Origin of the sequence: Pseudoteredinibacter isoporae, assembly GCF_040372805.1 — a bacterium.
GTDB classification, from domain to species: domain Bacteria; phylum Pseudomonadota; class Gammaproteobacteria; order Pseudomonadales; family Cellvibrionaceae; genus Pseudoteredinibacter; species Pseudoteredinibacter isoporae_A.
This window is the reverse complement of sequence record NZ_BAABWJ010000001.1, coordinates 1-19,225: the sequence shown is the minus strand read 5'-3', so window position 1 is coordinate 19,225 and position 19,225 is coordinate 1. Positions and strand designations below refer to the sequence as shown.

Sequence of the window (19,225 nt, the reverse complement as noted above, 5' to 3'; positions counted from 1 at the left end):
AATAAGCGTGACATGAAAATAGAAACGAATGATCTATCTCTCTTTGGTTTGGATTTAAGCCAGGCTTTTGGGTATATAAAGTTGGCCTGGCGTGATTTGCTGTGGAATCAGGTGTCGCCGCTGCGTCGAGCTTTTGCTGAAACCGTGAGAGTCCGTTCTTTGGATGTCGAGCAGGAGGGGTATTACCGCCTGGGGCAAAAACAGAATCTTGCTGCTCCCAAAGTGCAAGCGAATGCTTTTATCCTTCCCGATGAGATCGTGCTGTTCAAAAGTTTACAGCTGCCGGTAGCTGTAGAGGTTGAGCTTGCGGAAGTTGTACGCCTTGAGGTGTTGGCAAGTTGCCCATTTGCGATAGAGGAGGCGACCTATGCTTGGCTTGCTGAGCAAGGTGATGCTGAAACCATAACGGTACAGGTCGCGATGGCAAGACAGGCAGATATTGATGCTTGTCTATTGGAAAACGCCATTGATGCTGGTAAGACCGAAATTTGGGCAATGACGCCTTCTGGGGTTGCTTGTTTTGATGGCCAAGCTGTTGATAAGCGAGAGGGGCGCTATAAAAGGCGCCTGCTAAGCACGGCGGTGCTTGTAGTGGCGAGTTACCTGTTGCTTTTATTTGCTCCGGCCGTTATTTCTTCGGCTCGGGCTATCCAGGCTGAAAAGGTAGAGCAGCAATATGTGAATTTGAAACAGAGCTCAGCTAAAGCGGTAGCTTTGAAAGAAAGCCTAGCCCAAAAAAATGTCGTGCTTGCCGAAGTGGAGGCACTGCTTATAGAAAGCCCCAGTTTACTCCCATTGCTGTCTGAGTTGACTCGTCTTGCTGAGGATGATGTCTGGTTTCGTAATGTCAGGCTCGATAAAAACAAACTTCAACTGACTGGATACGCCACCAATGCAGCCGAATTTATGCAGCAGCTTTCTTCCCATGACAGTTTCCAACAAGTAAAACAACGAGGTGGTATCCGTAAAGACAGGGCCAGTGGGCAGGAAGTCTTTACCGTTGAAATGCAGTTGTCGGCGACGCGTGTTGAAGGTGAGAGTCAATGAGTAAGCGGTTGAATGCCCAAAGAAGAGCGCAATTGCTGATCGGGCTGATTGCGGGCACGGCTGTATTGGTTTTGTGTTACTTGTGGTTGGGTTTCTTTAATAGTTATATGCAGTCCAGTAAGGACATTTATCGCTTCCAGCCCTTAATGGCCCGTTTGGTTGGAATTGAACGTGCAGAAGAGCAATTACAAGAAGCTAATGCGCGCGCTGAAGCCGATATTCAGCGTTTCGTCTTCCCTGATCAGGGGGGGGCCGATGTTGCTGCCGCCGCTTTACAGCAAAAAGTCCGAAACCTTGCTGTTGAGCAAGGCTTCACTGTCTCAGGAAGCCAGATTTTACCGTCGTCGGAAGGCGATGGTTTCCAGCGTTTGTCGATTAACATGACCTTGAATGGTCCGATGTCGTCCCTGGTAGCTATGCTGGACAGCTTTGCTCTACTGGAGCCCGTTGTTGTCATCAGCAATGCGCAGCTGAGCCCTGGTCGATCCCGCAGTAATGAGCAGCGCGTTAATATGAGAATTACCTTGGAAGCATTAAGGTGGCGTACGCCATGATCGAAAAGCTATTTGTCGATGGTCCGGAAAGTGGCGCTAAAAAAATCTTGCTGTTGTGCGTGCTGGGGTTCACATTATTACTTGCTTGGTGCACTTATAAGGTGCTGGCAACGCCTGTGCCTGGGCCAGTTTTGCCGGCCGCGGATACAATGCAGCCGCTGGTCGTACCAGAAAAAGCAACGGCTGAAGATAGCAGTATAATTACTACCAGGCCGTTATTTTGGCGAGGAAGGCAGCTGTTAGCTGTAGAGCCTGAAAAAGACATGGCTCCAACTCCAGTTGCTTCTGCTGATTTGAGTAAGATTAAACTCTTGGGTATTTATGGCGGTGGGGTGCTCGTTTCCGGTCTAAAGGATCAAACTCGTTTGGTGCTCGGTGAAAAACTGGGGGATTGGAAGCTTCATCGCTTAGGGCAAGGGTATGCTGAGTTTTCCCGTCTGGGGGAATATCAGAGCATTTATATAGAGCAGCCCGATGTTTCGGCTATTACTGAAGCTGGGCGGTTGCCTAAGGCTGGTAACTAGGCAGGATCTCGAAAATAGTTTGATTCTGAAGTTTGAGGTTTGGTTTTTAAGTATATAAAAATCAATGACTTACAATTTATACTTGAACTTGTTTGTAAAACTGGCTAGGCTTGCCAGCTAGATTGACAAGATTAGCGCTAAACCGAATGGACTTCCGGTTTCAAAGGTTGTTTGTTGAACCTTAGATAGGCCAAGGGTTGAGTTTGAAGAGTATAAAGGCCTGTACGGCTCAATAAAGATAAAGACTTGAACTCAATCAATTTACGGCTTTAAACAAAACTGTAATATATAAGAAAGATACTTGAGTTCCGTTTATTGCGGTCTATATTAAGAGCGCTATGTCTCCAAGCTTTAGCTTGAGTGTAGAATTCGGAAAGAATTGAAAACGAATGTTAGTTGCGGGTAGGTGGATGCCTTCCGTAATGCTCAAAAGCAAACTGATCTCTGTGTTACAGATTTGTTGAGGTCATGCATAAAACGTTCGTTTATGGATTGAGTTGAGGCCGGTTTGTTGGTTTCAGTTCATAGTAAACTTCCCAAAAATTTGGGAGTTTATGTGCCAATTGGGAGTCTAAAATTTAACCAGTTGGCTATTGCGTAAACCTGTTTTGTGTGAAATTGCATATTGCGGCAAAAAAAGCGGTTAAATCAGCGAATTGATAAAAAATTCAGTTGTTTAGCCCTAGTCGCTATGTTATTTTACACCCCCGTGTTTACATGGCTCATGCTGTGTAGATTATGCGGTAACGCCCAGTACGCTGTTTTTATCAGTAGGGAGTACTGCATAAATGTGCTTTATGCAGTTGTGTTAAAGAGAAAACTAAAATTGTTGTAAACCTAGGAGCAACATAAATGAAGAAAAAACTTTTACCTTTAGCGCTGGCGGCAGCGGCTGGTTTCACTGGCGTTACTGCTCAGGCTCAAATGTCTCAGAACCATGACGGTACTGGTCAGCTGTTGATGTACCCTATCTATACTGCTAATGGCGGTAACGATACTTACATTTCCGTAGCTAACACTACCGATACTTACAAAGCTGTTAAGGTTCGCTTTGTAGATGCGATGAACTCTCAGGATTCTTTGGACTTCCACCTGTACCTGTCTCCGCAGGATCACTGGTCTGGTGTTGTAACTAAAGAAGGCGACGGTGCGGTTCTGAAAACTGGTGATACTTCTTGTACCGTTCCTAATTCACTGGCTGCGAAAGCTGTAGGTCAGTTGGGTACTACTGCTCCAATGCGTACTGCTAAGTATGCAACTGGTGGTGCAGAAGCCGATACAATCAATAATGGTATTGATCGTACTTTGGAAGGTCACGTAGAAATTATCGAAATGGGTAGTATCTTGGCAACAGGTTCTGCTGTTCCTACTACTGCTCTTACTGGTGCCGGCACCTATACTGGTGCTGCTTTGCGTGCTGCCATTAAGCACGTTAATGGTGTGCCAGGTAAGTGTTCTGACTTGGAAACTATGTGGCGCACTGGCGGTGCTTTCTTCTACACCGACAATGATTCAACTCCAGGTGATGCTAAAGCAGCTACTCACACCCAATTAGACGCACCTACTGGTGGTTTATATGGTTACGGTGTAATCATCAATGTACCTGATGGTACTGCAGCTATGTTTGACGCTGTTGCTGTAGACGGCTTTATGAATGATGCATACCACCCAACCCCAGGTGATGATGAGCCTGGTGTGGATGATGGTGTTTCGTCTTCAACTATCAACCGTGGTGGTGCTCCAGTATCATTTGATGGTGTTGCGGCTGCTCGCCAGACTGCTACAACTGGCACCCAAACCGGTAGTGGCTTGTTACACGTTGATGTGGTTCGTGGTAAAACTGGCTCTCGTGTTTCCGGTGGTGGTAACTCCCTGGTAACTAACATCGCGACAGCTGCTACAGCTCAGGCTGCTGTAACTGTACCTGCTGCTGGTGCTGCTGCTCCTGCTGCAATCCTGGGTCAGGGTTCTCTAGAGGCATTGTCTGCTCTATTGACTCGTCAAACCATCGCTAATGATTATGTTCTTGAGCCTGGTTTGAATGCTGCTACTGATTGGGTTATCACTTTCCCAACTAAGCGTGACTTCGTTAACCTGAGTACTGCTGGTGCTGCTAAGTTGGTTGCCGCGAACCGTACTGAAGGTGTTGCCCCTTTCTCTAAAGCTTGGGATCACACTAAGACAGAATCTTGTGAAGAAATCACTATTGACTACTGGGATCGCGAAGAAGGTGTTAACCAGATTACTACTGGTTTTGACTTCTCTCCGGCCCCTGTAACTACTCCAGATGTTCTGGCTCTGTGTACCGAGTCCAACATCTTGAACTTCAATAACAAGGGTGTGTTAGGCGGTTCTGCTCGCATTACTAAGAGTATTACTTTAGCTAGCGGCTTCAATAATGGTTGGGCCCGAGTAAGCTTCTCTGGTCAGACTCAAACTGATGGAGCTACTAACGTAAATGGCTTGCCAGTAATTGGTTTTGCTGTTCAGAAGTATGTTAACAACTCTGCGACTTCTGCTGGTGCTTTGGCTAACTACGCTGGCTCTATTGGTCACCACTACACCAACACTAACGCTACTCCTTAATAGTAGAGTTATTTGTTGATTAAAAACGCGGCTTCGGCCGCGTTTTTTTTATCTATAGTTTGTTTTTTAAAGGTTTTGAGTGATCTCTATGCTTAAATGTTTTGCGGCTTTTCTGGCTTTATTTTCCATTTCTGTTAATGCACAGGTGATAATGGAAAAAGATGGTATTTCCGTAACAGCGGATGACATTGACAACTATATCGAAACGCGGTTGCCCGAGGCTGACAAATTCCGAATTATGGCTCGTCCTGGATTTCTAAAAGAAACGATTGAGAATATTTATTCAATCCGCGCGTTATCCAAAGAAGCAAAAACAAATCAAAGGCTGAATCATGATTTGTTGAACTGGGTTGCCCTAATGGAAAAAGATCGAGCTAATATGAAGGCCCAGATGCTTGACTTATCCCAGCGAGATTTGGATCGCACCCCTGATTGGGAGGCAAGAGCAAAAGAAACCTATTTGGCAGAAAATGAACGTTTTGCAACTCCTGAGCTAATCCAAGCCGCACATATCCTTATTAAGCCGGTTGAGCGTAGCCATGAAGAGGCTCTGGTTTTTGCTAAAGAGTTGCGTTCAAGGGCTATCGCTGGTGAAAATTTCACTGAGCTAGCAGTTGAGAATTCAGAAGATAAATCCGTCGGCCGCAATCAAGGAAATCTCGGCGAATTTGGCCGCGGCCGAATGGTTAAAGAATTTGAGCAAGCTGCTTTTGCACTTGAGAAAGTCGGAGATATTTCCGATGTTGTGAAATCGCAGTTTGGCTATCACGTTATCAAGCTATTAGATAAAAAGCCTGCAAGCAAACAGCCTTTTGATGAAGTGAAGGGTGGCATTATCGCTGAATTACAAGCTGTTCAAGAGAAGGCGTTTATTGAAAGATTGGTAACCAATATGCGTACTGAGGCGGCATCTTCCATCGATAAAGAACAGATGGATAAGCTTATCGTAAAGTACGGCAAGCAACTGGAAGAAGCTGGATTGTTTGATAAGCCTGTAGTGAAACCAGAGAAATAACTTGGCTTAATATGATTTCAGCCCAGCTTACCGAATCGCTTTTATTGACGATAAAATTAGCTGGGCTTGTTACTATTTCTTTAGTATTTCTATGCACCTTACTCAGTTTGATAGTTGAAAAACTGCCGTCAGTTATTGGCTCTATCGTTAAATCGATTTTATTTTTACCCCTTGTTTTACCACCCACTGTGCTTGGGTTTTATCTCCTTGTTTTTTTTAGTGTAGCTTTGAATGCAAACACTGATTGGACTGAATTTGCCTTCACCTTCGAAGGCCTGGTCATCGGCTCTGTCATCTACTCCCTGCCATTCGTATACCAACCCATCCAAAATGCCATCAACGCCGTAGGTCAGGCACCAAATGATCTGGCGGCTACGATGGGGGCGGGACCTATTGACCGTTTTTTCACGGTTACGCTGCCACTCGCTAAAGATGGTTTTATTGCGGCCTCTATTCTTGGGTTTGCTCACACTATTGGTGAATTTGGTGTCGTTCTAATGATCGGCGGAAATATCCCAGGTGAAACGCAAGTGTTGTCGGTTTTGCTCTATGAATACGTCGAGATGGGTGATTATGAGTCTGCTCATAAATTGTCGGCAATACTTCTAACGGTATCTTTTCTCTTACTTTTTGCCATGTATCGCTTTACGGGCTCGGGGTCGTCCATGTTTGCGCTTGGGCCGAAGTTGAGTAGAGCTGGCCAAAAGCAATAGGGGTGCGTTTTGGCCAGTTCTGATCAAGATCCCATCTTGCAACTCAATATTGATCACCGTGTAAGCGAACAGTTTGCTTTGTCTCTGTCTGCCGACATTCCTATGTCAGGGTTGTGTGCTATCTATGGTGAATCTGGTGCAGGGAAAACAACGCTTTTGCGCTGTGTTGCGGGTTTGCTCCAAGCGCCAAATGTCCATGTTAATGTGGCGGGTGAGGTGTGGCAGTCCGAGCGGGTATTTATCCCAGTGCATAAACGTTCACTTGCCTATGTGATGCAGGAAGACAATCTGCTGCCCCATTTGACCGCTCAAGAAAATATTAATTATGCTCTAAGGCGACGTTTGAAGCATTTTTCCAAAAGTTTTTGGTTACAGGATTCAACAAAAAAAGTCATTGCAATGATGGGCATAGAACATTGCCTGAAGCGTTTTCCTGAACAGTTGTCCGGTGGAGAAAAACAACGAGTCGCGTTAACTCGAGCTCTGTTATTAAAGCCTCGGGTTATGTTGCTGGACGAGCCTCTTTCTGCCCTCGATGATGCTCGCAAAGAAGAAATTCTGCCCTATATAGAACGGCTCAAATCTTTGGATGATTGTTGTATTCTCTATGTGACTCACTCCAAACGCGAGCTAGTGCGCTTGGCGGATCGAGTATTGATGGTCACACAGGAACGTTTCGCTCTTCGGGAAAACGTCAGCGAGGCGTTGTTTCCTTCAGAAAACGCACAGGCTAAGGAAGTTGTGTTGGAAGCTTCTGTGAGGGCAAAGCTTGATGAGTGGGGGCTTCAAGAGCTTGCTTTAGGGGGCTTGTCTCTCAGAGTGAAAAACAATGATGTACCTGTAGGCAGTACGGTTCGACTGTGTATTGCTGCGAAAGATGTCAGTTTGACACTTACCAAGCCGGAACACAGCAGTATTCTGAACCTGTTGCCAGCGAAAATAATAAGTCTCCAGGCTATGAATGATAACTTTTCAGTAGACGTTCTCTTGGATATTTCTGGTCGTCGCCTTTGGGCAAGCATAAGCCGTTTCTCAGCGGAAGAAATGAATTTAAGTGTAGGTGTAGACTTGTGGGCTCAAATAAAAGCTGCTGCAATTGTGGCATAAGAGTTTTTCGTCAAGCTGAGCACTTCCTGTCCTTTGATTTAATGTCCTTTCAGTTTTTCTCCAAACGAATTCAAGATTAGAAGTCTGTAAAGCCTTTTGGGTCCAGGGAAGGATGGGCGAGCGGAGCGTCACATTTGTTGAGAAGTGAGTGTCTTGTTGTCATCGTCTTTCTCGTATAGAAATCTCGATGTTCAAATATACCATTTCCCCGTTCTGGGCAACGTTAAATCCAATGGAAAAATAGTAAGTGCCGGGCGTAGAACAATCGGTATTCCATGGGCGAGGAAAGATGGAAAAACGATAAAGGAATGCGGCCAGTAGGCTATTTACTGGCTGTCAACGTTTGCCGGTGTTGAGGCTATGTTGCTATTTTAAAAGGCTTTTTCGCCTTCCTTTCTAAGCTACCCACTTAGGGTAGTACCGTCGGCTTCAGCTTGGGGGAATACTGTCAATCAGTCATCATAATAACGAAACTGAGGAGATTCCATGTCCCAATCCAGTGCCGTGCCCTCGCTGAAAACACTGTTAAGCTTGGGGGTAACCCTTGCCTGTAGTACCAGTTATGCCGCAGTTATCGAAGAAGTGGTCGTTACCGCTCAGAAACGAAGTCAATCGGTTAACGATATTGGGGTTTCCGCCAATGCGTTCGCAGGAGATTCTCTGCAGGATTATGGTGTCGACAGCCCCGTCGACTTGGGTAATCACACACCAGGTTTGATTACGGTAAATGCAACGTCGGGCGGCACCCCAATATTTGCGATTCGTGGCATTGGCCTCGATGACTTTAGTGCAAATAATAGCAGTGGGGTTGGTGTCTATACCGATGAGGTCTTTGCCAGTAGCCCTGCCTATTTGGGTGGGCGGTTGTTTGACGTCGAACGAGTGGAGGTGCTCAAGGGGCCGCAGGGCACGCTTTATGGTAAAAACACTACCGGCGGAGCGATTAATTTTATTTCTAATAAGCCTACCGATGAATTTGAAGCTTATGCCGAATTATCTCTTGCGCGTCACGATACTCGTGAACTGACCGCAGTTGTCTCCGGCCCATTAAGTGATGGCCTGCGAGGGCGCCTGGCATTCAACGGCGTGAGAGGAGACGGCTGGCAAACCGACATTAACACTGGGCGAGAGTTTGGTGATCAGGATCGCGCCGTGTTGCGTGGCTTGTTGGATTTCGATTTGGGGAGTGACGGTGATGTTCTGATTAAGGCCTATTACAGTCAGGATCAATCGACACCTGCATCTCCTCATGCTGAAGGTGTCGATGATGTTTTGGGTGATTCTTCCTTTTCTGTATTGAACTCTCCGCGTGACCCAAGTCGAGTTACGGTGGGGGATTTGCCAGTATTCCGTGATGAAAATGGTCAGGGTTTCTCGATAAAAGTGAATTACGCTTTCGACGCGTTTGATCTGGTATCCATTACGGCGTGGGACAGCTACGAACGCCAAGTGTTGGATAATTATGACGGCGGAGCGCATTCCGCGACGGATTTGAGTCAGGACAATGAGTTGGAACAATGGTCCCAGGAATTACGTCTGGTGGGTGATATTGGGGAAAGTTTTAGTTGGATAGCGGGTGTCAACGTTTCTCGTGAAGAGGTCGACGTGAAAGACTCATTTGATGATTCGATATTATTGAGTGACTCCGTTGCATTCGATGGCGTGCTGAACCCATTTGACATCAACAATCGAGGTGATGACCTCTTTATTGCTGATTATGTCCAAGAAACGGATTCCTACGGTGTGTATGTCCATACAGAAACGGATTTGAGTGATGAGGTGAAGTTGATTGCTGGTGTACGCTACTCGTACGACGATCGCCAGTTTAATGGTTCTGCCGATAACCTGAGTTTCGGCGAGCTCTTTCCGGTAACCACTCTGCGTGAATCCCATGATGAAGAAGCAGTAACGGGAAAAATTGGATTGGATTGGTTTGTTCACGAAGACCTTCTGCTCTTCGCCAATGTCGCAAGCAGTTATAAAAGCGGAATATTTTATGGTGGTGCCGTAGTTGATAGCAGTGCTTGGAGTTACATCGGGCCTGAATCTGTATTGTCTTATGAACTGGGTTTTAAGTGGACAGGCTTTGACGGCAGTATGCAGTTAAATGGCGCGATATTCCGAATGGATTACAGCGATCGTCAGTCATTACTCACCTTTGTATCTGATGATTTCTCAAATCTGTTGGGCGTGGCTGTTGTGGATACGACTCTAGCGAATGTGCCAGAATCCCGAACCCAAGGCTTTGAAATGGATCTGAATTGGTTGCCGATGGATGGTTTGACCATTCAGGCAGGCCTGTCTTATCTGGATGCGGAAGTCACGGAAGCCCCGACCCTGAATAACTTAAGAGGTATCAATCCTGATCCCAGTGTTAATGATGCAGCGATATTGGCCGGCAGTGGATTTGTAGATGCCTTGGGCGCGCCTTTAAATGCCGGTTCTGATCTGTCCCAGGCACCACAATGGAGCTATAACGGATTGCTGGCCTACGAGTTTGATCTAAGTGAAACGCTGATGATGCGCCTGCAGAGCAGTTACAGCTGGGTTGATGAGCAATTCGCTCAGCTCGCTGACAGCAATGCTCAATATGGTCCCGTGCGTGCATTGAATGCACGAGTCAGTGTTGAGCAGAGTGATGGCAAATGGCAACTGAGTTTCTGGGGGCGCAATCTGGAGGACAAAGCGTCTGAGACTTATGCATTTACCGGCTTTGCCGGGCGTACAGTCTATCGTCAGCAAGGAGCAACTTACGGTTTGACGCTGCGCTATAATTTTTGATTTTCAGCGCTCTCTGGCCTACTCTTGGCCAGAGAGTGGATGTTTGCCGAAAACATATGATTTCAAGAAAATACAGCGAACCGTTTTCAGCTTGGAGCGAGGCTCTTGGGCAATCTGTGCAGTCCGTGGGGTCTGAGTCGTTCTATTCTTCTCTGTGCCAGGGCCTGGCAGCTTTGCCTGAAATGAGTCACCCGTTGGTGCTTTATTTTCCCAAAGGTGAACCCCCGGTCGCGGTATACAGTGACTACACCGAAGCAGAAGACTACCGTTTGCAAATCGAGCAATATGTCTGTGGCCCTTATATTCTCGACCCGTATTATCGTTTGAGTGAAAATCAAGCTCCCAACGGCGTGTATCGCCTGCGAGAAATTGCCCCCGATAATTACAAGCACAGTGAATTTTATCATCTTTACTACAAAGCCATTAAGGCTGAAGATGAGTTGTCGTTTGTGCAGACATTGCAGAATGGTGATGCATTGCATATCTCGCTTACCCCTGAAGCTGATGGCAGCACTTTTTCAAAAGCGATGGTGCAATTTATCAAAACAGTTGCACCGGTGGTTATTGCACTCAATGAACAGCATTGGCGTAGTATTGAAACCAAGCCCAGTTCATCACGCGGACATTTGCATCAAGAGTTGATTCGAGGCTTATCCTTGTTTGGCAGTTCGGTTCTGACTGAGCGGGAAATGGCAACACTGGGGTTTATTCTTCAAGGGCATTCCAATCAGTCTGCAGCTGATCGATTAGGCATTTCCATTTCAACGGTGAAGCTGCATAGAAAGCATATTTATAAAAAGTTGGATATTGGGTCACAGTCAGAGTTGTTTCATCTGTTTATTGATTCGCTTAGCTGCCTTGATCTTGAAGAAGATATCGATCCACTGGATGCCTACATGAAAATACCCTAATTGGGTATATCGTTCGCTACAGCCTCTCGCTACACTCAAATTCGTCAATAGATAATAAAAATTAACAACGGGGCATTACATGCAAATTGGCCAACTGCGCTCAGATTCCATTGTCGGTATATGCCTGCTTAGTGTACTCGGTGTTATCGGTCTCTCTGGATTGATGTTATTGCCAGTCTTATTGGGCGCTTATGTCGATTTTCTAGGTTTGAGTGAAAGCCAGGCGGGTTGGGTAACCAGCGCGAACCTTGCGGGCATTGCTCTGATGTCTCTGTTTGTTTCTTTTCAAGTTCGACATCGCTCGCTTCATCAGATTGCGTTTTGGGGCTTGCTCCTGATGTTGGTTTTTGATGCGTTGTCGATGCTGAGTGATGGGTTAAATCAATTATTGTTTTTCCGGTTTATGTCGGGTCTGGGGGGCGGCGCGGTACAAGCTGTTGTGGCAGCCGCGATTGCTCGCTCTTCAATTGCGGGCCGGGGTTATGGTATCTACATTGGCTTTCAATTTGTATTGCCTGCAATGGCGTTTTATTTATTACCGGCATTTTTGCAGAGTTTTGGCCTGAACGGCTTGATGTTGTTGCTGTTGTTTTTGGAGCTTCTGTTTGTATTTTTCGCAAAAGTACTCAATAGTTACCCATTGCCTCAAGCCATTTCTCCTCAAATGAAGGGGGAATGGGGCTCAAGTGATTTGGCTCTGTTACTCAGTAAACCTTCTCTGCTTTCGTTATTTGCTCTGTGTTTTTACGGGATCGCCAATGCGGGCTTCTATGCCTACGTCGAGCGCTTCGGCTTGCACAATGGTTTGGGCAATCAACAAGTGGGAGATGTGCTGGCACTGGCCAATTTTTTGGCCGTCGCCGGGGCGGCGCTTGTGTACTATCTGGGTGATAAGCATGGGTTTTTACGCCCGCTGAGTGTCGGTATTTTGGTTCAGGTGTTATCTATGCTCTGCTTGTTGCAGGGGGCTGGCTGGGCTTATTTTGTTGGGGTTGTTGTGTGGTCCCTGGCTTGGGCTTTTAGTTGGCCGTTTTTTCTCAGTATGCAGGCGAGTTTTGATAAAAGTGGCTCTGTCGTTGCGGCCGGGCAATGCAGTAATCTGATTGGGAATGCGATGGGGCCGTTGATTTTCAGTTTTACTCTGGGCGAAGGCAGTTATGTGCCATTGATTTCTATCGCCATTGTATTTTTTGTGTTGAGTTTGTTGCCCATGTTAGGGGTCGCAAAATACCTGCCCAATGGCAGTGCGAAGTAAGGAAAGAGTGAGGGAAAGTATTATGTCTCAAGCCAGTGATCTAGCGTTTACTCGAGAAGGGCTTTACGGCACGACCGTAGAAGCAACCTTTGCCGGAGCGACCAGTTTTATGCGTCGGCGTTACAGTCGAGATTTAAACGGGGTCGATGTTGCGATCACCGGAGTGCCTTATGATTTGGCGACGTCTAACCGCTCTGGTGCTCGCATGGGTCCACGCGCCGTCAGAGCGATTTCCTCAACACTTTCTTGGGGTACGGTCATGGGGTGGGGTTTTGATCCGTTCGATAACTTAGCGGCCGTGGACTATGGTGATTGCACGTTTGATTCTGGTAGGCCAGAACAAATTCCCGACGAAATCTATCATCACGCTAAGAGTATCCTCGATCAGGGTACCGCAATGCTGATGTTGGGCGGGGATCATTTTTCTACTTATCCTGTGATTAAGGCGCATGCTGAAAAGCATGGCCCTATTTCCTTGATTCATTTTGATGCTCACAGCGACACCTGGGAAGATGAAGATGGACGAATCGATCATGGCACGATGTTCTATCATGCGGCAAAGCAGGGCATCGTTGACCCGGAGCACTCTGCTCAAGTTGGTATGCGCCTTTTTAACCCCAACAATCATGGTTTTAATGTGTATACGGCAGAATGGGTGCATGAAGAAGGTATCGAAAAAACCGTAGCGGCTATTCGTCAAGCGGTCGGTGATCGTCCGTGCTATGTCAGTTTTGATATTGATTGCCTGGATCCCTCCTATGCGCCCGGTACCGGTACCCCTGTGGTTGGCGGCTTGTCCAGCCATCAAGCTCTGAAAATCATTCGGGGCTTAGCGGGAATCAATGTTGTGGGCATGGATGTGGTAGAAGTCGCACCGGCCTATGATGTGAGCGAGATAACGGCGCTGGCGGCGGCGACTATTGGCTTGGATCTTTTGTGTTTATACGCCTATAAACATTGCTCTCCTCAAAAAGGGTAGAGGGTTTCTAAGCTCCAACCATGGAAAGGGTGGGGCTTTTTATTACTATCGGTTGAAATTCCCACTTTTAATCTGACTCTGAAGTGTAGAAAGTTCGAGTAGATAAATAATTCAAAAGAATATGGTGCCCGGAATGACCGGGCTTAGCAATGGGCAATCGTCGTGTTATTGTCCCCATCCATCCCACTGTTTACTTCCCTGCCTGTAATCTGAGCGATCTAAATTTATAATTCTTGGCCCTCTTGATTTACAATAATCCCAAGCAAGATGATGGGAGAGACAAAATTTTATGGAAAATAAGCTGCCAACGCACTTTTATCACCCCAAGTACTGGCCGGTTTGGTTATTAGTGGGTTCAATGTATTTATTGGTGCGCTTGCCCTGGTCTGTGCAAAAAGGGCTGGCTAAAGGCTTGGGGTTCCTGCTTTACACTCTAGCGGGTAAGCGACGCCGAATTGTAAAGAAAAATCTGGAGTTGTGTTTTCCTGAGTGGCATCAAGAAGAACAGCGCAAGCGAGTTAAGGAAGTCTTTTATCACAATGCACTGGGTATGATAGAAGCTTTTAATGCCTACCATTATCCTCCTGAAAAATTTCATTCGAAAGTTGAAATTCGCGGCGCTGAATTATTGGAGAAAGCGAAGGCTAAGGGCAAGGGCGTAATATTAGTCGGTGCGCACTACAGTCATCTGGATTTTGGCGCAGCATTGATTTCGCTCGTCTCTGACGTCATTGTGATATACCGCCCCAACAACAACCTATTGATGGACCATTTTATTCTCAAAGGCCGCAAAAATATCCTGAAGGATGTTATCCCCAGAGACAATATGCGGGCGGTTATTCGTGCCTTGAAAAATGAGAATGTTGTTTGGTACCCACCCGATCAGGACTACGGCGAAAAGCATTCCGTGTATGTACCGTTTTTTGGTGTTAATGCAGCCACAATCACGGCCACCAGTAGGCTGGTGAAATTCAATGATTCCCCGGTACTGATGCTGTCCTATCGACGCGACGACGACAATGATTGCTATACCATGGAGTTCGAGGCCCCGCCTGAGGGATTCCCCAGCGGTGATGAGCGTAAAGATGCCGAGCTGATTAATCAGGCTCTTGAGCACAATATACGCAAAGCCCCCACACAATATATGTGGACACATCGACGCTTCAAAACCCAGCCTGACGGAAAAGGGAAGTTGTATAAAGCGTGAGCTGGATTGGCTGGGTCGCCGGGAGTTTATGGCTCAGCGAGATGACTGAAAAACAGACATAAAAAAGCCGATCTCAGGGATCGGCTTTCTTTGAAGATGGTGCCCAGGAGAGGATTTGAACCACATTTGAGTTTTAAATTTTTTAATAAAATCAAATGCTTGGGAGGCTTTTTAGTTTTGGCGCTCTATTGCGGCTCTACAGGCTTATTCGTGAATTCAAGCTAGCGTCGACAAGTCTCCAGCGACTGCAAGCCACGCCTCACATTCCCTCCGGGTAATCCCCATTCCCGCAATTCGAGCTACATCCAGGTGCCTTATTTCTTCCAGCACATCCTGTAAAAATTTCTCCCGGTGTTCAGCTGCAATTCCTTTAGGGAATTGTGCTTGTAAAAAATGAGGAATCACTCCAGCCGATAATTGTTGACGAACAACCTCGACAACCAGCGCTCGCCGTTGGCTGCGGTAGAGAGCTGCAATCTCATCAAAACCAACTGCTTGTAACTGATTGTCAAAATGCAGGCAGGATCGCATATAAGACCAACAGTAAAGCTCCGCAAGTGGAGCAACGTTGTTTAACTCATAGAAACAGATGATTGCTTTTAAATAAGCATCCTTGTCCACATCTATAAATGATTGCGGCACATAGTCTTCTGCAATCAAAGGGATAATACAGGCCAGGCGGGCGGTGCGTTTGTTAACATCAACAAAAGCTTGTAGGTACGATATATGCCCCAGTAAGAAAAAGCTTTGTTCAAACGGATCTTTGATCTGACGTGCCGCATCAAGCATATTGATCAGCAACCTTGTCAGGCGCTCTTTGCCTTCCAGGGGGGCATAGGTGGTGCCAGAAACTCCAATACCTTCATCGCGTACATGGCCCGCCGCACCTGGAGCTACCAAACTGTCTGCCAGTAAATAGTGGAGCGTGCGAATGCACTCCTCATCAGGTATTAGCGTTTGTATATTGCGAACTAAATATTCGATGGCCTCTTTGTGGTTAAGAATCATCAACCGCTCTTCGTCCATTTTTCCTTCGGCGCTAATGCCCTGGAACAGCAATTGCTCCGTATCAGCAATGCTGTAAGTGTTGCCCTCCAAGCGAGAAGAGTTGTAACTCAAATCGATCAACAGGCGTTGGAATATTTTCTTGATATATGTTCCTGCTCGTCCCTGGATACCCATGCGCTTACCCTGCTGGTGTAGGGTCTCCCGTTGTTCTGCTGTTAGATAATAGGTCTCATTGGGGCGGTAACTCTCTACCCAGGCTTCTGTATAGGTGACGGGAGGACGGGTATAAATAGGCGCAGTGACTTGTTCCAATGCTTGTAGACTGGAGCGAGAAAAAATCTCATCGAATGAGCCTACATGGCTATCCTCCCTACTGGCAGGTGGTGTAGGGAGGGGAGGCGTCAAACGACGATACTGTGTACCCTTATTCTGGCCTCGGCGTTCCAACAGATCATTTTCCACCAGCTCAACCAGCCATCGCCTCAAACTGCGATCGGCCACGTCACCCATTGCCGATTTGATCTCTGATGCACTCTGCCATACAGGATCTTGGCGGTTCAGGTAGTCTAAAAGCGCTTGTTTATCGGCCATTGCTCTATCTTCTCAATGTTTATCAGCCAAATCCTGGCCGATAAGCAAGCGTGATTGCTATTTATCGGCCATTTTTGGTGCGGCTTTCAATATATCGGCCATTTATCGGCCAGTCAAGACAAGTGTGATGGGTAGGCCCGCTTAGGGGTTGCAGTGGATATTTACCCATAATTCAGGTCAGCGAAAGTAGCCAGCCTAAAAGATCGTTTAAACAGACTGTCCCTAGTCCTAGGACTAGGGACAGTCGATATTGAGTGTGGGTCTATTTCATAGACATCATCAAACAGAGTAACCTTCCAGCCTTGAGCCTTCAGTTCTATTTCGGCTTGGAAGTGGTCACTATAATTACCATTATTAAGAAAATTGGTAGCTATAGTGATCAGTTTGGTTAATCTAAAGTGGTGCGCACGGTGTGAAGCTGTTTGATTTGAGCACACGAATGTTTGTTTTTGCCAAGGAAGAAGCAAAAACCGAAATAAGGACATGTCTAGAAGAGACTTATGCTCCCCCTAAAGGTATTGGGTTGATCAATAGGAGTATGGGAAAGCAAAACTGGATGGGTTTCTGCATGTTGCTCCACTACTACTCAATGATATATTTGTTGTGCTGTCAGGTGGAACTCAAACGTATTTATGCGTTCATGAATTGCGCGAAGGTGGGGTGAGAAGGATCATTGATTTCACCTTGCAGACAACAGAGCCAGAATAGAATCACTACACATAAGCAGACATTGAATCATCTTTGGTAAACTTTCATTTATCAGGTAGCAAGAAAGTCTGAGAAGCCATATTAAAGAATTGTCGGGGTATCTGTTGCTATTAAATGAGAAAACTCTTCATATGATTTTAATATAAATTGCTCTTCAAGTACTTGCGATTGCTGAATTCGGTCAATTCGAAAAGTTCTATAGTCATCTCTTAGGTGGTCCCAGGAAAATATATACCACACGGGGTAGTTGAAATATAAATAATGAGGCTCAATTATTCGCTTCGATTCGTTTCTTTTTTCATCGGAGTAGCTAATCGACAATAGATTTTGATAAACAAAAGCCGCATTAACCTCCCCACAGTCTGGAAACTCCGATTTCTCATATGAAGAATGCACTTGTGGCGATGCCGAACTTCCAATCAATACCCTATTACGCAAACTTCTGATTTTTTCTTTTTGTTCAGGAGATAACAATGCCAGTAGTTTGTACCGTATTGAATTTAGGCTTTTCATAAAAAGCGGAGAGTTCATTTTTTCACAAATGGCGATACTGATTAATAGATCAATTGTTTCGCTATCCGTAAGGTTGATTTTTCCTAACCCCCAACTCCTGTGTAGTCTGACGCCTCCACCTCTACCTTTGTCAGCATCTATAGGTAGCCCCCTTTCCCTAAGTATATTTAGATCACGAAATAAAGTTCGCTGAGAAACTTCCAAGGCTTTGGACAAGTCTTTGGCAGTCAAAAAATCATCCGACTTAAGCATGCTAGCAAGTAAATCTAATCTCGCTAAATGACTGTTAGTATTCGCTCTTTTCATCAACCTAATATGCCATAAAATGGCACTATTGTTAATAGTCTTACATTCCCCATATAACTTTAAGCGAAACAGAATGAAAACAACTTACTTACTTTTATTGATTTCTTTTATTTTTGGAATGCAAGCCATGGCAGAAAAAACAAATGATATAAATCATCAATATTCCAAGGAAGAATCTATTGCCCCTAAAGACTTTGACTTTGAATTAGGTACATGGAAGGTTAAACACCGAAGGCTCAAAAATATGTTTAGTGATAAGAAAGAATGGCTGGAATTTGAAGGAAGCTCTTCGACGACCAAGATTTTAGGAGGTTATGGAAATCTAGAAGACAATGTCCTGCACTTTCCTGATGATTCATTTCGGGCTGTCGCTATACGCTCTTACGATTCAGCTACAAAAAAGTGGTCAATTTGGTGGTTAGACGGACGATCGCCAAACAAGCTGGATGCCCCAGTTGTCGGCTCCTTCAAGAACAAAGTCGGCTTATTTTATGCTGAAGAAGTTTTGAACGGGATTCAAACAAAAATAAGATTTAAATGGGACTCTTCCATACAGAAAAACCCTAAGTGGGAACAAGCATTCTCTTTTGATAATGGTGCCACTTGGGAAACCAACTGGACCATGAGCTTTTTACCTGCAAACTAGTAACTTAACACTCAAAAGCGGACCTAAAATATTAGGGTGAAATTTAGATGTAGTAATTCAGATCTAAACTGACAAACACCGGGATTAAAAAATGGGTAACTGTCAGATCGAGTCTGAATTACTACATGTTATTGCCCAAATTTCGATGCAAAAACATGCCGCTTCTCATCAGGACTTTGTTCTACCCAGCGCCCGTAGTGCCGCATAATTATTTCGGTTGTTTTATGCCCCATCTGCTCAGCAATAAATAGCAGGTTCTCTCCACCAGAGAGTAACTGGCTCGCATAGGTGTGTCATGTTTGATACGGATTTCGATAACGGACGTCAGAACGTTCAAGAACGTTTTTCCATAGTCGTTCTAGATGCTCGTAATCAATAAACCTTCCTTTGTCTTGTGGGCGGACAAAGACGAATCCGTCATCTTATGATTGAAATCGTTTTTGATCGTTTACGGCCTCTAAGGCACTGGGCAGTAGTATGACAAAACGATTTCCACCTTGGGTCGTTTTCTTTAGCCACTTATAAAACTCTGTCAAAGAAAGCCGATTCCTTGCATATAGGGACGGATAATTATTAATCACCCCTTCTTTAGGTAAATGTGTCTTGAAAGGACTATATAAGTATATTGATTTGAGGCAAAAAAACTGCCTACAGGTGGGTTTTTGAGAGTGTGGAGATTTAGCAAAACCAATGGCATAACAGAAGGCTTTCACAACGAAATGGAAATGATGTCGAGACGAACGTATGGCTTTAAAGATTTTGAAAATTATCGAT

At 45.5% G+C, this 19,225-nt stretch carries 15 protein-coding genes and 1 pseudogene; 14 read left to right on the top strand and 2 right to left on the bottom strand.

The genetic code is table 11. The annotated features are described in order from the left end of the window. The first annotated feature begins 12 nt into the window (after positions 1-12). The 12 genes from ABWW03_RS00080 (at position 13) to lpxL (ending at position 14,679) form a co-directional block, all read left to right on the top strand. Positions 13-1,047 carry a PilN domain-containing protein gene (locus tag ABWW03_RS00080; protein ID WP_353405644.1) on the top strand — a complete coding sequence of 345 codons (1,035 nt, stop codon included), beginning with the start codon at positions 13-15 and terminating at the stop codon, positions 1,045-1,047. Further along, a complete protein-coding gene (gene gspM / locus ABWW03_RS00075) occupies positions 1,044-1,601 on the top strand; it encodes a type II secretion system protein GspM (RefSeq protein ID WP_353405643.1) in 558 nt (185 codons plus the stop codon). Before ABWW03_RS00080 ends, gspM begins: the two co-directional genes overlap by 4 nt. Beyond that, positions 1,598-2,125: a hypothetical protein gene (locus tag ABWW03_RS00070; RefSeq protein ID WP_353405642.1), complete on the top strand. Its 528-nt coding sequence runs from the start codon at positions 1,598-1,600 to the stop codon at positions 2,123-2,125. Before gspM ends, ABWW03_RS00070 begins: the two co-directional genes overlap by 4 nt. 852 nt (positions 2,126-2,977) lie before the next feature. Next, positions 2,978-4,711, top strand: coding sequence for a hypothetical protein (locus ABWW03_RS00065; RefSeq protein ID WP_353405641.1), 1,734 nt, complete (start codon positions 2,978-2,980; stop codon positions 4,709-4,711). An 88-nt stretch (positions 4,712-4,799) separates the two neighbouring features. After that, positions 4,800-5,726, top strand: coding sequence for a peptidylprolyl isomerase (locus tag ABWW03_RS00060; protein WP_353405640.1), 927 nt, complete (start codon positions 4,800-4,802; stop codon positions 5,724-5,726). A gap of 11 nt (positions 5,727-5,737) precedes the next feature. Continuing rightward, on the top strand, positions 5,738-6,439 hold the full coding sequence (modB, locus tag ABWW03_RS00055; RefSeq protein WP_353405639.1) for a molybdate ABC transporter permease subunit: 702 nt from the start codon (positions 5,738-5,740) through the stop codon (positions 6,437-6,439). A gap of 9 nt (positions 6,440-6,448) precedes the next feature. Continuing rightward, positions 6,449-7,546, top strand: coding sequence for a molybdenum ABC transporter ATP-binding protein (gene modC / locus ABWW03_RS00050; RefSeq protein ID WP_353405638.1), 1,098 nt, complete (start codon positions 6,449-6,451; stop codon positions 7,544-7,546). Between the two features lie 486 nt (positions 7,547-8,032). Beyond that, positions 8,033-10,327: a TonB-dependent receptor gene (locus tag ABWW03_RS00045; protein WP_353405637.1), complete on the top strand. Its 2,295-nt coding sequence runs from the start codon at positions 8,033-8,035 to the stop codon at positions 10,325-10,327. Positions 10,328-10,383: 56 nt separating this feature from the next. Continuing rightward, a complete protein-coding gene (locus ABWW03_RS00040) occupies positions 10,384-11,238 on the top strand; it encodes a response regulator transcription factor (protein WP_353405636.1) in 855 nt (284 codons plus the stop codon). Between the two features lie 79 nt (positions 11,239-11,317). Continuing rightward, complete coding sequence (locus tag ABWW03_RS00035) at positions 11,318-12,493, top strand: MFS transporter (protein ID WP_353405635.1); 1,176 nt, start codon at positions 11,318-11,320, stop codon at positions 12,491-12,493. 22 nt (positions 12,494-12,515) lie between these two features. Further along, positions 12,516-13,472 (top strand): agmatinase, encoded by a 957-nt coding sequence (speB, locus tag ABWW03_RS00030; protein ID WP_353405634.1) that lies wholly within the window; start codon positions 12,516-12,518, stop codon positions 13,470-13,472. Between the two features lie 289 nt (positions 13,473-13,761). Beyond that, entirely contained in the window at positions 13,762-14,679 is a 918-nt protein-coding gene (lpxL, locus tag ABWW03_RS00025) for an LpxL/LpxP family Kdo(2)-lipid IV(A) lauroyl/palmitoleoyl acyltransferase (protein ID WP_353405633.1), read from the top strand. 216 nt (positions 14,680-14,895) lie between these two features. On the opposite strand, the gene ABWW03_RS00020 is transcribed toward lpxL, so the two are convergent. Both ABWW03_RS00020 and ABWW03_RS00015 read right to left on the bottom strand, forming a co-directional pair. Next, entirely contained in the window at positions 14,896-16,278 is a 1,383-nt protein-coding gene (locus tag ABWW03_RS00020) for a Fic family protein (protein ID WP_353405632.1), read from the bottom strand. 789 nt (positions 16,279-17,067) lie between these two features. Then, positions 17,068-17,805 (bottom strand): helix-turn-helix transcriptional regulator, encoded by a 738-nt coding sequence (locus ABWW03_RS00015; protein WP_353405631.1) that lies wholly within the window; start codon positions 17,803-17,805, stop codon positions 17,068-17,070. Between the two features lie 73 nt (positions 17,806-17,878). On the opposite strand from ABWW03_RS00015, the gene ABWW03_RS00010 reads away from it, so the two are divergent. Both ABWW03_RS00010 and ABWW03_RS00005 read left to right on the top strand, forming a co-directional pair. Next, on the top strand, positions 17,879-18,451 hold the full coding sequence (locus ABWW03_RS00010; RefSeq protein ID WP_353405630.1) for a hypothetical protein: 573 nt from the start codon (positions 17,879-17,881) through the stop codon (positions 18,449-18,451). 662 nt (positions 18,452-19,113) lie between these two features. Further along, positions 19,114-19,225, top strand: a pseudogene (locus ABWW03_RS00005) (transposase); the annotation flags it as partial.

Excerpts from the sequence above, each read along its gene's own strand:
- ABWW03_RS00080 (WP_353405644.1), top strand. The coding sequence starts at position 13 with ATGAAAATAGAAACGAATGATCTATCTCTCTTTGGTTTGGATTTAAGC.
- gspM (WP_353405643.1), top strand. The coding sequence starts at position 1,044 with ATGAGTAAGCGGTTGAATGCCCAAAGAAGAGCGCAATTGCTGATCGGG.
- ABWW03_RS00070 (WP_353405642.1), top strand. The coding sequence starts at position 1,598 with ATGATCGAAAAGCTATTTGTCGATGGTCCGGAAAGTGGCGCTAAAAAA.
- ABWW03_RS00065 (WP_353405641.1), top strand. The coding sequence starts at position 2,978 with ATGAAGAAAAAACTTTTACCTTTAGCGCTGGCGGCAGCGGCTGGTTTC.
- ABWW03_RS00060 (WP_353405640.1), top strand. The coding sequence starts at position 4,800 with ATGCTTAAATGTTTTGCGGCTTTTCTGGCTTTATTTTCCATTTCTGTT.
- modB (WP_353405639.1), top strand. The coding sequence starts at position 5,738 with ATGATTTCAGCCCAGCTTACCGAATCGCTTTTATTGACGATAAAATTA.
- ABWW03_RS00045 (WP_353405637.1), top strand. The coding sequence starts at position 8,033 with ATGTCCCAATCCAGTGCCGTGCCCTCGCTGAAAACACTGTTAAGCTTG.
- ABWW03_RS00040 (WP_353405636.1), top strand. The coding sequence starts at position 10,384 with ATGATTTCAAGAAAATACAGCGAACCGTTTTCAGCTTGGAGCGAGGCT.
- ABWW03_RS00035 (WP_353405635.1), top strand. The coding sequence starts at position 11,318 with ATGCAAATTGGCCAACTGCGCTCAGATTCCATTGTCGGTATATGCCTG.
- speB (WP_353405634.1), top strand. The coding sequence starts at position 12,516 with ATGTCTCAAGCCAGTGATCTAGCGTTTACTCGAGAAGGGCTTTACGGC.
- lpxL (WP_353405633.1), top strand. The coding sequence starts at position 13,762 with ATGGAAAATAAGCTGCCAACGCACTTTTATCACCCCAAGTACTGGCCG.
- ABWW03_RS00020 (WP_353405632.1), bottom strand. The coding sequence starts at position 16,278 with ATGGCCGATAAACAAGCGCTTTTAGACTACCTGAACCGCCAAGATCCT.
- ABWW03_RS00015 (WP_353405631.1), bottom strand. The coding sequence starts at position 17,805 with ATGAAAAGAGCGAATACTAACAGTCATTTAGCGAGATTAGATTTACTT.
- ABWW03_RS00010 (WP_353405630.1), top strand. The coding sequence starts at position 17,879 with ATGAAAACAACTTACTTACTTTTATTGATTTCTTTTATTTTTGGAATG.